The 17,667-nt window shown below is 40.0% G+C and carries 17 protein-coding genes and 2 riboswitches; of the genes, 5 read left to right on the plus strand and 12 right to left on the minus strand.

What is annotated here, in order from left to right; genetic code table 11:
* Window positions 1-4 precede the first annotated feature (4 nt).
* Both QQK05_RS11080 and QQK05_RS11085 read right to left on the minus strand, forming a co-directional pair.
* Window positions 5-1,258, minus strand: a complete 1,254-nt coding sequence (locus tag QQK05_RS11080; protein WP_284298535.1) for a restriction endonuclease subunit S — start codon at window positions 1,256-1,258, stop codon at window positions 5-7.
* On the minus strand, window positions 1,242-2,831 hold the full coding sequence (locus QQK05_RS11085; protein ID WP_284298537.1) for a type I restriction-modification system subunit M: 1,590 nt from the start codon (window positions 2,829-2,831) through the stop codon (window positions 1,242-1,244). The genes QQK05_RS11080 and QQK05_RS11085 overlap by 17 nt, the downstream gene beginning before the upstream one ends.
* A 275-nt stretch (window positions 2,832-3,106) precedes the next feature.
* Between QQK05_RS11085 and QQK05_RS11090 the strand changes: the two genes are divergently transcribed.
* Window positions 3,107-4,528 carry a zincin-like metallopeptidase domain-containing protein gene (locus QQK05_RS11090; protein WP_284298539.1) on the plus strand — a complete coding sequence of 474 codons (1,422 nt, stop codon included), beginning with the start codon at window positions 3,107-3,109 and terminating at the stop codon, window positions 4,526-4,528.
* Window positions 4,529-4,642: 114 nt separating this feature from the next.
* Here QQK05_RS11090 and QQK05_RS11095 read toward each other — a convergent pair whose 3' ends face one another.
* The 3 genes from QQK05_RS11095 to QQK05_RS11105 form a co-directional block, all read right to left on the minus strand.
* Window positions 4,643-5,011: a hypothetical protein gene (locus QQK05_RS11095; RefSeq protein ID WP_284298541.1), complete on the minus strand. Its 369-nt coding sequence runs from the start codon at window positions 5,009-5,011 to the stop codon at window positions 4,643-4,645.
* 82 nt (window positions 5,012-5,093) lie between these two features.
* Window positions 5,094-6,065 carry a hypothetical protein gene (locus QQK05_RS11100; RefSeq protein WP_284298543.1) on the minus strand — a complete coding sequence of 324 codons (972 nt, stop codon included), beginning with the start codon at window positions 6,063-6,065 and terminating at the stop codon, window positions 5,094-5,096.
* 23 nt (window positions 6,066-6,088) lie between these two features.
* Window positions 6,089-6,661 (minus strand): hypothetical protein, encoded by a 573-nt coding sequence (locus QQK05_RS11105; protein ID WP_284298545.1) that lies wholly within the window; start codon window positions 6,659-6,661, stop codon window positions 6,089-6,091.
* A 1,233-nt stretch (window positions 6,662-7,894) separates the two neighbouring features.
* Between QQK05_RS11105 and QQK05_RS18700 the strand changes: the two genes are divergently transcribed.
* The 3 genes from QQK05_RS18700 (at window position 7,895) to QQK05_RS11115 (ending at window position 9,697) form a co-directional block, all read left to right on the plus strand.
* Window positions 7,895-8,152: a pyocin activator PrtN family protein gene (locus tag QQK05_RS18700; RefSeq protein WP_224056062.1), complete on the plus strand. Its 258-nt coding sequence runs from the start codon at window positions 7,895-7,897 to the stop codon at window positions 8,150-8,152.
* Window positions 8,153-8,587: 435 nt separating this feature from the next.
* On the plus strand, window positions 8,588-9,022 hold the full coding sequence (locus QQK05_RS11110) for a transcriptional repressor (RefSeq protein WP_284298547.1): 435 nt from the start codon (window positions 8,588-8,590) through the stop codon (window positions 9,020-9,022).
* A gap of 213 nt (window positions 9,023-9,235) precedes the next feature.
* Window positions 9,236-9,697, plus strand: a complete 462-nt coding sequence (locus QQK05_RS11115) for a chemotaxis protein CheX (protein WP_284298549.1) — start codon at window positions 9,236-9,238, stop codon at window positions 9,695-9,697.
* 66 nt (window positions 9,698-9,763) lie between these two features.
* Here QQK05_RS11115 and QQK05_RS11120 read toward each other — a convergent pair whose 3' ends face one another.
* The gene (locus QQK05_RS11120) at window positions 9,764-10,441 is read right to left on the minus strand and encodes a DUF3313 family protein (protein ID WP_284298550.1); all 678 of its coding nucleotides are present in this window, start codon (window positions 10,439-10,441) and stop codon (window positions 9,764-9,766) included.
* 171 nt (window positions 10,442-10,612) lie between these two features.
* Between QQK05_RS11120 and QQK05_RS11125 the strand changes: the two genes are divergently transcribed.
* A complete protein-coding gene (locus tag QQK05_RS11125; protein ID WP_284298552.1) occupies window positions 10,613-11,032 on the plus strand; it encodes a secondary thiamine-phosphate synthase enzyme YjbQ in 420 nt (139 codons plus the stop codon).
* A gap of 31 nt (window positions 11,033-11,063) precedes the next feature.
* On the opposite strand, the gene QQK05_RS11130 is transcribed toward QQK05_RS11125, so the two are convergent.
* The 6 genes from QQK05_RS11130 to QQK05_RS11155 all read right to left on the minus strand — a co-directional run bounded on the left by QQK05_RS11130 (window position 11,064) and on the right by QQK05_RS11155 (window position 17,605).
* Window positions 11,064-12,896, minus strand: coding sequence for a TonB-dependent receptor domain-containing protein (locus tag QQK05_RS11130; RefSeq protein ID WP_284298553.1), 1,833 nt, complete (start codon window positions 12,894-12,896; stop codon window positions 11,064-11,066).
* A gap of 45 nt (window positions 12,897-12,941) precedes the next feature.
* Window positions 12,942-13,081, minus strand: a riboswitch (cobalamin riboswitch).
* Window positions 13,081-13,905 carry a cobalamin-binding protein gene (locus QQK05_RS11135; protein WP_284298554.1) on the minus strand — a complete coding sequence of 275 codons (825 nt, stop codon included), beginning with the start codon at window positions 13,903-13,905 and terminating at the stop codon, window positions 13,081-13,083. Its footprint overlaps the riboswitch before it by 1 nt.
* Window positions 13,905-14,504 (minus strand): cob(I)yrinic acid a,c-diamide adenosyltransferase, encoded by a 600-nt coding sequence (gene cobO, locus QQK05_RS11140; protein WP_284298555.1) that lies wholly within the window; start codon window positions 14,502-14,504, stop codon window positions 13,905-13,907. The genes QQK05_RS11135 and cobO overlap by 1 nt, the downstream gene beginning before the upstream one ends.
* 18 nt (window positions 14,505-14,522) lie before the next feature.
* Window positions 14,523-15,566 (minus strand): FecCD family ABC transporter permease, encoded by a 1,044-nt coding sequence (locus QQK05_RS11145; RefSeq protein ID WP_284298556.1) that lies wholly within the window; start codon window positions 15,564-15,566, stop codon window positions 14,523-14,525.
* Window positions 15,567-16,373, minus strand: a complete 807-nt coding sequence (locus QQK05_RS11150) for an ABC transporter ATP-binding protein (protein WP_284298557.1) — start codon at window positions 16,371-16,373, stop codon at window positions 15,567-15,569. It abuts the gene before it with no gap.
* Between the two features lie 87 nt (window positions 16,374-16,460).
* A riboswitch (cobalamin riboswitch) is annotated at window positions 16,461-16,621 on the minus strand.
* 96 nt (window positions 16,622-16,717) lie between these two features.
* Window positions 16,718-17,605, minus strand: a complete 888-nt coding sequence (locus QQK05_RS11155) for a mechanosensitive ion channel family protein (RefSeq protein WP_284298558.1) — start codon at window positions 17,603-17,605, stop codon at window positions 16,718-16,720.
* Window positions 17,606-17,667: the final 62 nt, after the last annotated feature.

A 17,667-nucleotide genomic window follows, 5' to 3' on the forward strand; every position in this document is an offset into this window, starting at 1 on the left:
GTCTCTATGCCTTACTTAAACTAGAAAGAAGAACTTCCTTCATCTGTCGCAACTTGGAGTTTTCTTCAACTAAGAGTTCACCTTTACTCGTAATAGCTGAAAATGGGTTCTGTAAATATGAAAAACTCTCGAAGTTACTAGGGAGAACTAGCCTCAATTGCCTAATTAACTTCAAACTAATCGTTTTCTGTGTAGAACCAGTTACACCTTCTTCAATTTGCTCTTTAATGGCACCACTTTTAAGCATAAAAAATAGCAGCGACCCATCTAACTTTATTGGATTTATAACGACAGTATTTTGTCCTAGGCAAAAAGGCGTATCAGTACCAACATATGAACAAACCCCATAAGTACCAACTCTTGTTAGAACTACGTCTCCTCTTTTTGGGGCATACTTCGAAGTAAACTCACTAAATACTTTATTATCAACTTTAAGTGTCCCCGTTAAATCAAGGTAGCTACCATCAACGTCAGTTACTCTCACCATTGACTTTCCCGAAGATGAGTAGGTTGGTGTCTTGTGCATTGAATCTATTACGTCAGCTACATCATCCATCGCATAAACACTCCAGCTAACAGGAATCTCGCTTAAACTTTCCTCGCAAAATACCATCTCACCACCTGAAGACTTGTAAGGCTTCCCTTCTAACTCAGGCTTACCGATGGATTCTGCGTATTCTTTCGAGATCGGGAACTCAAAATCAACAAACCACTGTTTGTAAAGAGCTTGAGCGGTATCTTCTAGCTTTTGAGTAAGTTGCTCGTTAAGTGCAATGCGGTCATTCACCACATTGTATTCACGCACGATTTCACGCTGCTTTTCGATAGATGGGATTGGTAGTTCCATATCGCAGAAGTCAGTCCAACTAAAACCACCACGGACACTATTGTCAGTCATAAACCAAGCGTTTCGGTCGAACTCTGAGCGCCTGCACCACATCATCAGATATGCAGGTAAAAGCTCTTCTTTATCCTTGACCTCAAAAACCACATATGCTGGCGATACAATGATTGGTTCATCATCTTCAAGCATTGAAATGGGCAACACTTCATCTCGGCCAACGTGCATTGGGTTAAATGCAAATTGATTTTTCTTAACCACTCGGTAGGTACTAAGGTCAGTACCATTCACGTTGGCAACCGATGGCATAAAGTGTTTGTTTATGTTTATGCCTTTAAGTGAAGAGATAGCTCCATCAGAATTTTTTAGCTTGACTAGGGTGACGTAATCACCAATACGCTTATAGTGTGATCTCATAACCCAACTCTTTAAATACAGACAAAAGTTCCGATTTAGACGTTTCTTCTTGCTTCAATAGCGTTGTAAAGTCGTCTCGCATTTGACTCATTTTCTGGTCAAAATCGACATCTTCATCGTGATTTTTAAACTCGATATATTTACTTGGCACTAATGAGTAGTCTTTTGCTGCGATCTCTTCTTTAGTCGCAGAGTAACAATACTCAGCAATATCTTTGTATTCCGTCTCGGCACGTACTTCTTGCCAAGTGTGAAGCGTTTCAGCAATTTCAGAGATTTTCTCTGGAGAGAATTGAACGTATTTTTTCTCGAATGGTTCACCGTGTTTACGTAAATCCATAAACAGAACTTTGTCTTCACGGTTACGGTAATGACGAGTCAGATCTTCGTGTGGAACAGTTCGCTCTTTCTTGTTCTTATTAATAACCCAAAGTGTCACACTGATATCGGTGGTATAGAACATTTTCATCGGCAAAATGATGATCGCTTCTACTAAACCATTCTCGACAAGTTTCTGACGAATAGCCTTTTCTGTCCCATCACCTGATAACGCACCGTTAGCTAGAATAAATCCAGCCACACCGTTTTCAGATAGCTTAGACACCATATGCAGAATCCAACCATAGTTGGCATTGCCTGTTTGTGGCGTTTCGTAACCATCCCAACGATGATCATCAACCAGCTCATCAGAAGCTCGCCAGTCTTTTTGGTTAAATGGAGGGTTTGCCATAATAAAATCAGCTTTTAGAGTTTCGTGCTGGTCACTGGCAAAGGTATCTTTTGCTGCTGTACCAAGGTTGGCAGAGATACCACGAATAGCGAGGTTCATTTTCGCTAGTTTGTAGGTTGCGCCTGTGTACTCTTGACCATACACAGAAATGTCTTTCTTGTTGCCCTTGTGGTTCTCAATGAACTTCATTGACTGAACAAACATACCACCTGAACCACAACAAGGGTCATAGATTTTACCTTTGTATGGTTCAATCAGCTCTGCGATTAGGTTAACGATGCTCTTTGGTGTGTAGAACTCACCCTTACCCTTACCCTCTGCAATCGCAAATTTAGACAAGAAATATTCGTAGACTCGACCTACTACATCTTCGTGCGGATTCGCTAGGGTGTCGATGTTGTTAATCACATCAATCAATGCAGATAGCTTGCTGACATCCAAACCAAGACGAGAGAAGTAGTTATCAGGCAATGCACCCTGTAGTGCTTTGTTAGTTTTCTCGATGGTGCTTAAAGCGGTATCGATCTTTAGAGCAATATCTTCTTGTTTAGCGTTTTGCTGAACAAAGCTCCAACGACTGTTTTCTGGTAGATAAAACACATTGTCTTTGGTGTAGGCTGGAACCATATCAACGTGCTTTTCCAGCCCTGAATCAATCAGCTTTTGGCGCTGTTTCTCAAATGTATCGCTGATGAATTTGAGGAAAATCAGACTCAATACGATGTGTTTGTACTCTGACGATTCAACACTACCACGCAGCTTATTTGCCGCATCCCAGAGTGTTTCTTCAAATGATTTTTCTTTCTTTTTTGCTGCTGCTTTTTTTGGAGACTGTTTAGCCACTTACGCACACCCTATAGGATTCTGTTAAGAATATTTTATTGGTTAAATTTTGGGCCAAATACTATCAGAAACACCCTGATTTTTCTATTGAAATCACACTCATATCAAGTTGATAGACATCACTTTTAACTAAATTGGCACTAGAAATTTCGCTTCTACTATTTCCTCAAAAAGCCGAAATCTAGGGATAAAATTAACGCTATATTTTCAATAACTTGGATAATTCAAAATCAGTGATACGACATAAGTAAACGGCCGAAGAAAAGGAGTTACTTATGAAAAAGCCAAGATCGAGTGCAGGACGCACTACAGCAAAAACAGACCAACAGAACGAAATACTAAACCGTCTATTCGATTACTTTTCAAAACCGAAAGGCGAAAAACCATCTTTAGAAAATGACATCAATGTGAGCTTTTATCGATCCGCATTAAACGCTCTTCCCCGAAACTTTCACGACAATAACTACAACGGGGTTAACATCATAATGTTGCTACAAGCTCAGGAAGAATCCGCTACCAAAGTGCCAATTTACGCCACATTCAAGCAAGCCGCTGCACTATTAGAACAGCACAAAGATCAACTCCCCCCTAAGTCAGAAACATTTGATCCTGATAAACCACTGAAAGGGCTAAAACTGGATGCTCAAGTCGTAAAATACCTTGAAACTTACAAGAAAGACGGTGAGGTGATCAGCAAGGCTAAATTTGAGAATGAAACTCAAGGAATGAGTTTTAAGGAGATGCACGATAAGGGCTACCTCAAACGCAAAGGGCTTAAACCCTACAAAGTATTTCCTATTGAGCGCATCAAACACCTTCTTCCTCAGTCATACATTGACGAGCGCAGTTATTTTGCCAAACAGGCCGAACTTGAATCACAGCAAATGAGTGAAGAAATGCGAGATCAGGAGTTTGTTGAGAAAGCCCAGCTCATCATTGATGCGATGGGAGTACCCGTAATAGAGAAGAACGAGGATAGAGCTTATTATTCGCCTAGCAAACACGAGATTGTGATCCCTCCTAGGCATAAGTTCCGCTCTGATAAAGCCTATTTTGCAGTGATTTTGCACGAAATTTCTCACTCGACTTCGAAGCATTTGGGGCGAGATATCTCAGGCACATTTGGCAGTGCATCATACTCAAAAGAAGAATTAATCGCTGAGACAGCAACAATGTTTATGTGCTTAGATGAGGGCTTAGAAACGTTTCATTCCCACGCTCGCTACTTAGAAGGATGGTCGAGCCAATTTTCAGATAATAAAAAAGTGCTACTCAGCGTATGTAAACAGGCGAAAGAGGCGCAACAGTACATCAGTGATAAAGTCGCAGAGCACAAGTTAAAGCTACAACAACAAGCTGCTTATTCTGTTCCTAACCAGCTAGCCCAACGAGTGGCGCTTAACAGTGCCTATAGTGACGAACTCAGCCAGTTCATTGACACACAATCACGCTCATTTGGTTTATTGATTCCGCTTAAAAATCAACGAATCGTTGGTTTTAACCATTTAGCTAAAGGGTTAGAAATTTACACCGATGAAAAGAAAGTCAATGTGTATGGCCCAGCCGCAAAATCTATAGAGCATAAGCTGCAAGAACTAGAGGTGAAGCAAGAGCTGTTCTGTGATTCGATATTGGATATTGAGCCAGATAATCTCACAATGCAAAAACCGAGAAATGGATCTCGATTGTCTCTTTAGTGAAAGATTAAAAACACAAAAAGCCCAAATCGGGCTTTCTTGTCGTGTTCTCATCCATTTGAAGTCTACTTTGTTTTTTCCTCCCAGTAGCGTGTATTTCCGTTAAGGTAATGATTAGTGAATAGTGACATCACCATCATAATAATCGAGTATAAAGATCAACAAGTTAGATGCCGCTCGTAAACTCGTTATTGCCGTGATAGTTTGACCAAGGCAAGTCAAATCATCAATTTTATTTCCTTCAACCAGCAACTGAATATAATCAGCAAGATCATTAAGCTCTTCAGCGCAATACTCGATTTCTTCTACATCAAGATCTTGCTCAAGCATAAAAAAGCCTTGAACTGCTTCGATCTCTGCTTCGTGTTGAGGGAACATACCGACCTCAGAACAGTACCTCAAAGATGTAAGAAGTAGCCTTCTATCATTTTCATAGTTTGGGCTTAGGGCGGTTAGGTTTTTTGCTATATTTAATACACTCATATGTTTTCTCCTATTTTATGTGCATTGATTTGTCATATTTCAGACTTTTGAATTAAGTTGTTTATTTTCAGCACCTTGCTTATCAGTGAAGCAAGGTATTCATACTGTTGTTAATGTCTACTTCTCGAACCCATACCCAGCGAGAACCTGGCAACGCATCTTTATGTTTGCCTTGGTAAAATCGTGGAGCTTTTAGATTTCGAAAGTACGGAATACGATGTTTAATTTTTCGAGGTGAGGCCGCACCAGAAGCAGACTTTTTAGCGGTAGTCGCTTTCAACGTTGCACCTTGATAACTCATTTTGGTTTTGCCTTTTGGCAGTTTCACAGCCGAATCAGGGTATCCTTGAACCAGCTTTTCTCCCTCTGTCGCTGAATTGTAAATACACAACGTGAAAGCTATTTTCAGCACTGTGTCTATCACATCGGCACTTTCACCAGTAACAAACGAAGAATCATCTAAATCAGGTAAGGTTCGTATTGCTATTGCCCCACGTCCAGCGCTATCTTTAAAATTGACGACAAAACAAACGTCATCCAGATCTCGATTTTCATCGCATAAATCCTCTACATCGCCAATATAATGATGAGTTTCAAAAATCTCCCTACAGGTCATTATTGAGACCAAGCAACTTTTAATTTCATACCCATTCACCAGCGTTTCTGTTGGAAAGGCTACGGCAAATTGTTTGAAAGGAGGCTCTAGGGCTACTGCCCCTGATACATCAATTTTTGCCTCAAAGAGGGTCTGGGCTAACTCACGATTTTCTAAAAAAACAACTGGCGAACTACTTTCAATCCAGCGTTTTTCCAAGCCTAGAACCGTTAGATTTTCAATCACATTGTCAAAATCAGTTGAAGAGTGCAGCATATCCATAGCGATTAAGTCTGCGAAGTCAGAGTAAGCGATAGACCCCTTACCAAAAACTCGTTTCAGTGCTCTTCTTCCACTCGCCTTTTTCAAGTTGGTGTCCAGTTTCGTTTCATACATTTCATATTTCATAGTGCTTTCCTTCTGGTTAGTTTGCGTGCGTTTTTTGTTTAAATTTGTCATATCAATTTCCTCTTAATTGCTTGTTAAATATCTAAAAAGTAATGCGGCTTTAATCCATCGACATTAAAAATCACAATTTCTGTGTGAAACTTAATGCCATCAAAAACATCCAGCGGTAGCGTGACAATCGAACTGATTTTTTGCGTGTCACGGATCTTGCGCCAACGCTTGCTTCCAACAGCTTGGTTAGTGCGCCATCCAGTCGGCACAATGGCGATTAAAGGCATTGCTGAACCAAATAGCTCAAACACTTTGTCGATGAATATCTCTGGATAGAGCTTGCGTTTTGGGTGTCCATTGAACGGAGGATTCATCACAACTAAATCCACACCATCAATCGGTTGGTTAAAGTGCTCGAAGTCTTCGTTGTAAAACTCATCGGCACAGTTCGGTACGGCGTCAACATCGTTACCTACGACATAAGCCCCATTCTCTTTGAAGCCCTTAACAAGGTTTCCCGTCCCAATAGCAGGGTCAAAAACCTTACTGACATTCAACTTTGAGTAGATCTCTTTCGCTAGAAAATCCGTCACCTCTTTCGGTGTATAGATGGTTGAGTTTTTAATGTCTTGATGATCTTTGTTTAAATGTTTCATATTGTTTTCCTTATAGATTTAAGTTTTTTAGGGTGTAAAAAGCCCCACCCGATAGAGTGTTTAAATTTCAAATGTTTTGATTTATTTAAGCGTTAGCGTTCTGTTCAGAACTCAGGTGGAGAGCACTAAGGAAAGTGCGTCATAAGAAAGAAGAAACAAAGACCTAAAAAGAGGTTAAATGATAGGCACGACAAAAGCCCGTAAGTGCTAGGCACAGACGAGTGAATGGTGTGATTAGTATGAGTAGATGTTAATAGTGGCATAGCATTTCTCCTGTAAATTAGTCGCCAAAGCAAAAAAGATCGATAGTCCAAAAATGGCGTTTTAACGAAATACCACAGCACCTTTCAGTGATAAACACACTGAAACTCAACAAACGTGATAGCAATAAACGAAACTTGTTTATGTTTCTCTTCACACAAAGCGAGAATACACAGATCCCAAGATATCGTTCCGACAGCCTATTAAGCCTGTCATCAGCGTTTATTTACTGTTTATTTCTGTTAAACGTCACTCCTGTTCAAGTGGCACTTACAATCATTTTTTAGAGCTGCCCTCACGGGGCTGCTTTTGTCTTTTGTCGAGTGACACGCACTGGTCAGTTCGACTATCTTTGGCGGCTAACACGAAGCGGCGATGCCCGTAGATTAGCCATATATTGCGAAAGGTTTCGCTACAATTAAGTCATTTTCCGTTGACCTTGCTAAAATCGCTGCACTCCATTTGCAACACTTAGCTTTAAATTTTCTCCGCAAGATTTAGTGTTCTCATAGGATATCAAAATAAAACGACCAAGGCAAGCTTTATTTTATGTTTTTCTTGACATCTAGGGATTTTTCACCTCCCAACCCTTTTTCCACAAGGCTTGTCGTTAGATTATTTTTTATTATACCGATCTAATAAGAACCTCTAGTCACTGCTAGATCAGCGTTTGAGAACTAACGAATAGACTGTTTTAGATTGTATTGGTAGGATTTAGTTGTCGGCTATGTTCTTTGAGAAGTGGGTAACTTCAAATGTCACGCTTTAGCTCTTTGGTTTTGCCATAAGGTTAGAGCAAGAAGAAACCTACACGTTATTAGATACTGTAAAGCTAATAACGCTCAAAAAGAACAGAGTCTTATTTGAAAGTATAAGGACTTGGCTTTCACGTGTTGAGTTTTACTTAACACACCTAGCCTCACTTCAATGCTGAGGCCAACTATGAAAAATAAGCACGATACTACTTTAACTATGACTCACCACCTTCTTTTGGCTCAGTTCGGTAATCGAACACTGATCCCAGTTGAAGAATTGGCTGAACCATATTTGGGGGTTGCTGTGAATACGGCTAAAAGAAAGGCTAAGTGCAATGAATTGCCTTTCCCTTGCTTTAGGGTCGGACTATCTCAGAAATCGCCTTACGTGGTTCATCTGAGTGAATTAGTGAAGTACATAGATCAACGCACGAATGAGGCTAGATCGTTATGGAAAACGTATCAGTATTGTTAGTGCTGCTTTTATATTTAATTGCGGTGCGGCTTCGTCAATTTGATGGAGTTTGCACCCTCTTTTCTGCACATTTTGACCTTTCCGTGATCCCACTGGTGATCCCATTTCAAAAATAAAAATATTTTATCTTTTAATTTCAATTAGTTAAAAACAAAATCAGTCCAATCGAGCATAGGTGCAACTGACAGTTTGTGAGAGATAGCTTGTTCACTCAAAGTATTCTTTACCTTGTTAATTTTGCATGGTCTTTTGTTTGTTCGTCAAAAGACAAGCCAGATATAATAGTGTGATTATACCACTTATAAGATAACTAAAAAGCGACTATTTACTACATTGTTCATAGCGCAATTGGCACATAACACAAGTCGCTACAAAAGCTAGACCCTTGATTTAGGTATGTTAAACTGACGATAACTAAACAAATAAAGTGTCCAAATGAATATCGAACAACAAGTTGCACAAGCAAAACAAGTTTGCGACAAACGAGGTGCTCGTTTTACCGCATTACGCGAACAAGTATTCATTCTACTTGCTAAACACAAGAGTGCCGTTGGCGCATATGATCTTTTATCAGAACTGCAAGCGATCGATCCTTCTGCAAAGCCTGCAACAATATACCGTGCATTAGACTTTCTGAATCAGCAAGGATTCGTTCATAAAATTGAATCCATTAATGCATTTGTTATGTGTGATCACTTCAGTGAGTGCAATCACCCAGTTCAGCTACTTATTTGTGATGAGTGTGGCAATGTAGAAGAGATTCAATCTGAAAACCTTGATCTGGCCATCAGATCAATGGCGGATGCAAGTGGGTTTAAAATAAAGCACCAAATTGTTGAAGCTCATGGTTACTGCTCTAATTGCCAATAACAACAATTAAATTACAAGAGCATTAAACGCGGTCGCTAAGACGGATAAACATGAACAGGTGAAAAGCATTACTTTTAGTTAATTCACATTTACCGATAGAAAGTGAGTTGCTACAATGATTTTTACTGATATATTAGTTTTTTACACTTTTTAGCGAAAAATAGCGCATAATAAGTTAATTAGCATCACCACCTGAAAGGTAATCGAGTTTTCATGAATGTAGAATTTATTAATCCGTTTCTATCTTCCATGTTAAATGTCATGTCGACAATGGCACAAATGGAATTAACACCTGAAAAACCAAAGTTAAAGGATGGTGATATTGCAAAGGGTGACGTATCCGGTTTAATTGGTATGGTTAGTGACCAAGCAAAAGGATCATTATCGATTACCTTTGAAGCGCCATTAGCGATTGCTACCATGAAAAAAATGGTCGGTGAAGGTCCAGATCAAGTCGACGAAGAAGTTATTGATTTAGTGGGTGAAATCACCAACATGGTTACAGGTGGCGCGAAGCGTTTACTGAGTGAAAAAGGCTTTGAGTTTGATATGGCGACTCCTATGGTTGTTTCTGGTAAAGACCATACAATCAACCACAAAGCAGATGGCCCTGTCGTTATTATTCCGATGAAATCTGAATTTGGACGCGCATACATCGAATTTAGTTTCGATTAATTTGCATTACTAAATAGATATAAAAAAACCTCCAATAGGAGGTTTTTTTATATCTCAAACTAATGACTAAGTTTTATTAGCGTTAGTCTTGATAACATTGTCATGTAATTGATTAATCCAAGTTTCTAACTCTTTTTTAATATCGCCATCAATAATCACTGCGCTAGAATTTTGGAAAGACTTTCTGTGCTCTCCTAGCATTTTTGTCTCTGCCATTTTAGCAAGTACTTCACCTGTTGCACTATTGTATAACTCGAAGTATACCGTCGCGCTACCGCTTTGCTTAATTTGGTTTTTTGAGCCAGAAGCATTATTTAAGTCAGGCTGAAAAATATCTAAATTGATTAAAGCTGGTAATAAAATCAGAACATCTGCACCGCTTTCTTGAACTACTGGCATGCCCATTTTCGAGAATTCAGTCTCTAAAACATCACGGTAAACACCCTTAACATTATCAACAATGCCTTCTACATCTGACTCAGATGCTCTGCTTGCTAATGACTTTTGCGAGCGGTTGTAATCGCGACGCCAGTTCTTTTTCATTTTAACGTGTGGTTCAACAAATTTTACTTTTGTAAACTGACTAAAGTCATAACCTTCACGAATATATGCAACAGAAAAGTTGCCACTCTTCACTTCTGTTAGCCCATCATCGGTTTTCTTACCCGCAAATGAAGCTTGTGAGATCAATAACATTGATGCAGAGGCAGCAATGATTGATGCTTTTTTAATAAACTTTAACATGGTAACACCCTATTTCCTTGTTCTATTTGAAAGCTTGTTAGCTCATACACCTTTTAGGCAAAATGTGTAAAAGCTACGAATTTTGTAGTAGTTATAATCCGAAATACGCGTCCAATCTACACACAGATGTGTCATAATTGTTAATATTTATTACAGAATTCATATTTAATTATGTGGCATCAGACTGAACTATCTTTACCAATAAAGGCGAGAGGCTTCCATTTAATTACTGACGATATCGTACGTCAGCTTCCTGAAATATCTTCCGTTGATATTGGTATTTTACATTTATTTATTCAACATACGTCTGCTTCATTAACAATTAATGAAAATGCCGACCCTACGGTCAGACAAGACCTTGAATCTCATTTTAATCAATTTACACCAGAAAATGCCTCTTATTACCGTCATACCTATGAAGGTAGCGACGATATGCCCGCCCATATCAAAGCCAGTACTCTTGGTGCTAGCTTATCGATTCCGATCGCTAACGGACGATTAGCACTAGGAACTTGGCAAGGCATTTACCTTGGCGAACACCGTAATCATGGTGGAAGCCGTCGCATTATAGCGACTATTAATGGAGAATAAAGCCCCAATTTACAACTGGGGCTTTCCCATTTTAAAGTTGGTAAGTCAGACCAAGGTATAAAGCACGGTCTTGAGTATTGTAGTTAACCGCTGTTTGATACTCTTCATCGAACATATTAAGTAATTTAACTTGTGCTGATAACTTTTCGCTCAGCGCATAGCTCGCCGTAGCATTGAATAAATGGTAACTATCTAGCGTCTGTGCGCCTTCTTCTCTTTTTCCGTTAAACTGATAATCTAAAAATAAGTCAATTCCGGCAACTGAAGTTGTAAACTGGTAACCGATTAATTCTTTGGCTCGTCGTGTCAGTTGTTCACCAGTCGCTTTATCTTCAGTATCAATATAGCTCGCATTGAACTGGTGTGCGCCGCCGAATCCTTGATAACTTGCTGCGATTTCAACACCTTGAATGTCGACTTCATGAACATTAACAGGTTGATAAAAGAAGTTTGCATCAGGTTGCCAATCGATTAGATTCTCAACGGTAGATGTAAATGCACTGGCAGAAAAGTCGACATTTTCAATACGCGTATCAAAAATCAATTCTGCAGTTTGTGATGTTTCAGGTACTAAGTCAGGATTACCTGACGAATATGGATCTGCTGGCCAATATAAATCATTGAATGTTGGCGCTTTAAAGCCAGTGCCCAGATTCAAAGTAATTTTTGATTCGGTTGTTGCTTGATAAGCAATACCAGCATTGTAAGTCGTCTCAGAATCGACATTTTCAATATCATCGTATCGAATAGCAAACTCGTAGGTCAGTTTATCTTTTTGATACAAGCCTTGTGCAAATAAACCATAAATATCACGCTGCGTAACAGAAAAATCAGTCGTACTAGTCAATGATTCATCATAGTAATCTAAGCCAAAGTTCACTTGGAAATGAGGCCATACTTGTGAGTTATTTACAATTGAAAGCTGGTCTCGACGGGTTTCAAAAAAACCACCTGATGCTTTTTCAACACCATTACCAAATGTTTTAGCATAGTCGCGATTTTGTCCCAATGTCACATTCAACGTATTTTGAACATGACCAACTTGCCAATCATATCCACTTTTCACATGCCAAACATGTTGTTTTATTTCAGTTTGGTCAGCGCCCCATGGGTTATCATACTCATTCTCACCTTCTGTCGCTTGGAATAACCATTCTATATTAAACGCTTGATTTAACGACTGTTGTCCACGATAAACCACAGTGTCATAGTCATAGCCATCGTTATCGTCTTGAACATTTTGTAGAACGTCAAAGCCTTCGCTTTCTTCGTGATTAAAACTTAATGAGCTGTGTCCTTCACCATGACTAAACCCGAAGCCAGCTTTAACTTGACGGTAACTATCAGCACCAAGGCTTGCACCTAAATACCCTTCACCTTGGGTTAACTCTCGAGTGAAGATATTAACAACACCACCTATCGCATCCGATCCCCATAACGCAGCACGCGGACCTTTAATAATTTCGATGCGTTCGACCAATTCAGGGGCAATTGTTTGAATGTCAGTTAAGCCTAAGCTTGCAGAGCTTATACGCATACCATTAACAAGAAAAAGTGTATGGCTAGCATTAGCGCCTCTTAAATATAGAGAGGCATTTTGCCCTCTGCCGCCTTGGCTTGATATATCTATACCAGCAACCGTCGCTAATAATTCACTCATTGATTTTGGCTGAATTTTAGCGATATCAGCTTGGCTAATAACCACTTGATTCGCCAATTGCTCAATCAATTGATTATCACTACGGCTAGCCGTTACAGTAATGACTTCATCATCTGCAAGCACAGGCAGACTTATACTAGCGGCTACAGCTAGACAAATAGGGGATAAAGTCGTTAATACATTTTTTTTGTTTTGATGTTTCATGTTACCTCTTCCTCAGGCACCACCCGTACCTTGAAATACATTTTCGTTTTAAGTAATAAACATGCAGGCATTCGGACTTATGCAAAGCAATTACCGCTGCGGGGGCAGTGTTGAAATTCCATCAACTTCCCCTACATGCTTGGGATTCCCAAGTTTCCTTGAGCGCTAGTTTCTGGCATTTAGCCTATCGGTATTGATCTATATCGGCGCATAATTTTGCTGCACCTTGCAATACTCTTTTTGTAAAGCGATGCAGTAAATCAGCATCGGCTTGAACAAATTGGTTCTTTTTAACAGCAGGTATTTGATCCCAATCCCGCCATTTTTCATTTGATATTTTGTTATGACTTTTATCTACGGGGATGACAATTACAGCAGGTTGCTTCGCAATAACATGCTCAGGACTAATTTGCGGGTAATCCGCCGCTTGTTCCGCAAAAACATTCTTTGCGCCGCATAATTCCAATAACCGGTGCGTCCATGTTTCACTATTTATCGTCATCAGTGGCTCTGGCCACATTTGGTAGAATGTGCGAACAGGTTGTTTATTTCGATACAGTGCTTCCAACTGCTCAGCAGACTTATCAATTTCTCCGCCGATTAACTGACCTTGCTCTGCACGACCTAATAATGCGCCTATACGTCGATAGTCTTGCGCTACACCGTAAATATTCTGTGGACTACTATCGATAACGGTTAGACCAAGCTTTTCAAGAGCCGCTATATCACTAGCTTTATTTCCACCGCGCCAAGCGACGACATAATCCGGCTTTAGCGCTATGATTTTCTCGATGGATAGACCATAAGCCCCACCTACTCGAGGTAACAGTTTCGCTTGCTCAGGATAATCGGCATAATCAACCGTCCCCACAATAGTGTTTCCTAGCCCCAAATCGAACAGCATTTCAACGGTATGTGGCGACAATGCAACAAGCTTTAGATCGCTTTTTGCTGACGCAGGTTGCAGCAATGTCGCGATTAGCACAAAAAGAAGTATGTAGACTTTCATCAGTAGTCAAAACCCAACTGTGCTTTAACACCAGCATCAAAAGCGTGTTTAACATTTCTGACTTCGCTAACCGTATCAGCAATCTCAGTTAATCGTCGATGCGCTCCTCTTCCTGTTACCACAACATGTTGCATCGCGGGGCGATTCTCAAGCGTACTGATGACCTCATCTATATCAAGGTAGTCATAACTTAGCATGTAGGTCAATTCGTCTAACAAGACCAGATCGATTTCAGGGTTTTGCAACATCAACTTCGCCTGTTGCCATGTTTGTTGAGCGGCGATGGTGTCGGCTTCCTTATTTTGTGTTTCCCATGTAAAGCCTGTTTCCATCACTGCGAAAGGCACGCCAATATTGCTCAGTAAGTTTTTTTCTCCATTGTCCCACTGACCTTTAATAAACTGCACAACGCCGGCTTGCATGCCATGGCCAAGACATCTAATCACCATACCAAAACCAGACGTCGTTTTTCCTTTACCGTTACCCGTAATTACTTGAAGAACACCCTTTTCGTCTTGTGCGCTAGCAATACGTTCATCAACTTTTTCTTTGAGTTTTTGTTGCCTTTTTTGATGATTATTTTGTGTCTTTTCTGTCATAACAAAACCTAATAAAAACTATTTTAAAAATGCACTATGATGGCGATTATTTCGCAACAAAAGGATTAAAAAGAAAATACTGCCAATTGCCGCTGTTATGATACCTATAGGAAGTTCTTGATTCTCAATGACAACACGAGACAAAGTATCGACCCATATCATAAAAATTCCACCGACAATACTAACAACCAGTGGATGTGAGAATGTGCCTTGAGAATGAAAGTACCTGACGATGTGTGGAATTATTAACCCGACAAACCCTATCCCACCACAGTTTGCTACCAGCACTGCCGTCATCAATGCACTTACAGCTAACATCTTTGTTCGCACTTTCTTAGGCTCAACACCCAGGGTTACCGCTGTTTCGTCCCCTAATATCATGGTATTTAGTTGGCGATAATATCCTTGAACGATTACAAAACTAACAATCAACACGCTAAAGCATAACGCAGCACTTTCAATACTAGTGCGCGCGAAACTACCTAGTGTCCAAAACAAAATAGCGCTAATGGCTTGAGGATCACTAAAGTAGAGCAAGAAAGACGTTAATGCGCTAAATAAAAATGATAATGCAACACCGGCTAATACTAAGGTGTGCATGTTGGATTGGAAACGCGTAATAAAAACAAGTAACGCAATAACGCCTAGACTCCCAACAAATGCGGCAGTTGACATAACACTGACGTCGAGTAAATCGATTTGGCTATAGAGGTCGATATTGAACAACACCATCGCTAGGACAACCGCAAATGATGCGCCTGACGATACACCAAATAAATAAGGATCGGCTAACGGGTTTCTTGTCACCGTCTGCAACACCATACCTGATAAAGCCAAACCTGCACCGGCAACAAATGCCATCAGAGTGCGTGGAAGCCGCAGCTGCCAGATAATTTGCTGTTCAATCCCCGTGAACTCGCCCAAGGCAACACCGTTTAACAGGCTTGTGAAAACCTCGGTAACTGGAATAGCGATAGCACCTACGGCGAGCCCAGCAAATAGCGAAAAGATGAGTAACGCGACTAAAACACTGACCATGAAATGAGATCGAGTATTCAACATTTAACTCGCTCCGTAATCATAGAATACTTGAGGTATATCAGCATGGTTGCGCGTAGTCACCTCCACCTTTGTGTCGAAGAACGCTTCGATATTCTCCTGAGTAACCACCTCGTTAGGCGTACCAATAGCCACTAAGTTACCACGATGTAACATCAGCAATTTATCAGACATAGCCGCTGCTAAATTCAAATCATGAAATGAAGCAATAACGGCAATGTTTAATGATTTGGCTAACCTCATAATTTCTATTTGATATTTGATGTCTAAATGACTAGTCGGCTCATCCATAATCAGTAATTTGGGTTGTTGAACAATAGCCTTAGCGATTAAAACACGTTGCTTCTCCCCACCTGATAATTGCTCAAACCCTTGCTCACATTTTTTTTGCAGACCCACCTGCGTTATCGCTCGTTTAACTTTTTCTTTTTGCTGACTCGACAGTAACGAAAATGCTGACAAATAAGGAGTGAGACCTAAAGCGACCACATCAAAAACCCGCAAATTAAAGTTGTTAGGTGGTTCTTGCACAACAACAGCCACTTCTTGGGCAAACAACTTACTTGGAATATCCTGTATTTGTTTGTGTTCGAACGTAACAAAGCCACTTTGAGGCGTTAAATAGCGATACAAACAACGTAGTAAAGTAGATTTTCCTGCACCGTTTGCGCCAACAAGGCCAACAAACTGGCCCGGCTCAATATCAAATGTGATACGGCTAAGAATGCTATTGTTGTAGTAAGAAAAAGAGACGTCATGGCAGACAAGCAAAGCTGTGCTTGAGACATTAGAAGCTGAAGATTGTGCCATGTTATATTGCCTATTTTTAAGCGGGCATAAGACATTCCACAGCGTCTGTGTATGTCAGTATAGAGTATTCCCGCTCAATCTGTTTTCATTGATATAGTCGCTTTCTGGTATCCTGACTTACAGCCTCTAGATATAACCCTTCCAAGTTTCCTCGTGGTCGTTATATCGCTCTGTTCACAGTTGCGGGTACAGTTGCGAATTTTCATCGCATTCCCAGGTTGCTTTTCAGCAAAGCTACATTGTTTTTTTACTTGGCTATATTATCTACCGCTCGAAAAATAAAACAAGCTACTACCTGATACTCACTAAGAGTTTTTTTATCTAGGTAATAGCTTTATGCCGACTTAACTGGCTTCTTTGATCAAGTGAATATCACGCTGTGGGAAAGGTATCGTGATATTTTGCTCGGCCAACGCTAAGTAGATTGCTTTATTCGCTTTATATTTGAAAGCAAATAGCTCTGTCGTAGGCACCCAAACTCGCACTTCAATATTGATTGCACTATCGGCGAACTCACTAATACCAACTTGGCACTTATTCTTGTCTTCAAGACCTTCGATTGAAATCACGGTATCGTTGACTAACTTAGTGACAGCAACGGGATCATCACTATATGAAATCCCAACACTAAGCTCCAATAAGGAATTACCTTTAGAATTATGAAGGACTTCGCCAACAATATGTTTATTAGGTATCGTAATCTCAACATCATCTTCATCAATTAAAATGGTATAGGCCAATAAAACCTCTTTAACAATACCTTTGACGCCTTGAACTTCAATCGTATCACCAACCACAAATGGACGAATAAGTATAATGTTAAAGCCTGCGGCATAGTTAGAAAGCAGCCCTTGAAATGCCAAACTTGCACCTAATGAAATTGCACCTATTGCCGCAACAAAAGGTGTAACACTGATGCCTAACTTACTTAGTGCAACAATTAACACTAAGGCGACAATGACCATTTTCGAGGTGTTGGCTAAAAACTTACTCAAGGTAACATCGAGCTTTTGCTTCTCACATAAGCGCAATACAACTTTCGCTATTTTGCCAGCAATGTAGTAGCCCAAAATAAAAATAATAAAGGCACCGACAAGCTGAAAACTATAATTTGCAAAAAACTCAACGATTAACTGGTAGAAATAAGTAACTTGATTAAGTTCATCCTTGAGTAACTCTGATGGCGCTAAACTGCTTGCGGTAGCTGATTCACTAGCATTTGATTGAAGCATATGAAATTCCATTGTTTTTTGAATTATAAAACCAATTATCACCGTTTCAGTTACATTTTTCT

This window comes from Thalassotalea loyana (genome assembly GCF_030161435.1).
GTDB lineage: Bacteria > Pseudomonadota > Gammaproteobacteria > Enterobacterales > Alteromonadaceae > Thalassotalea_G > Thalassotalea_G loyana.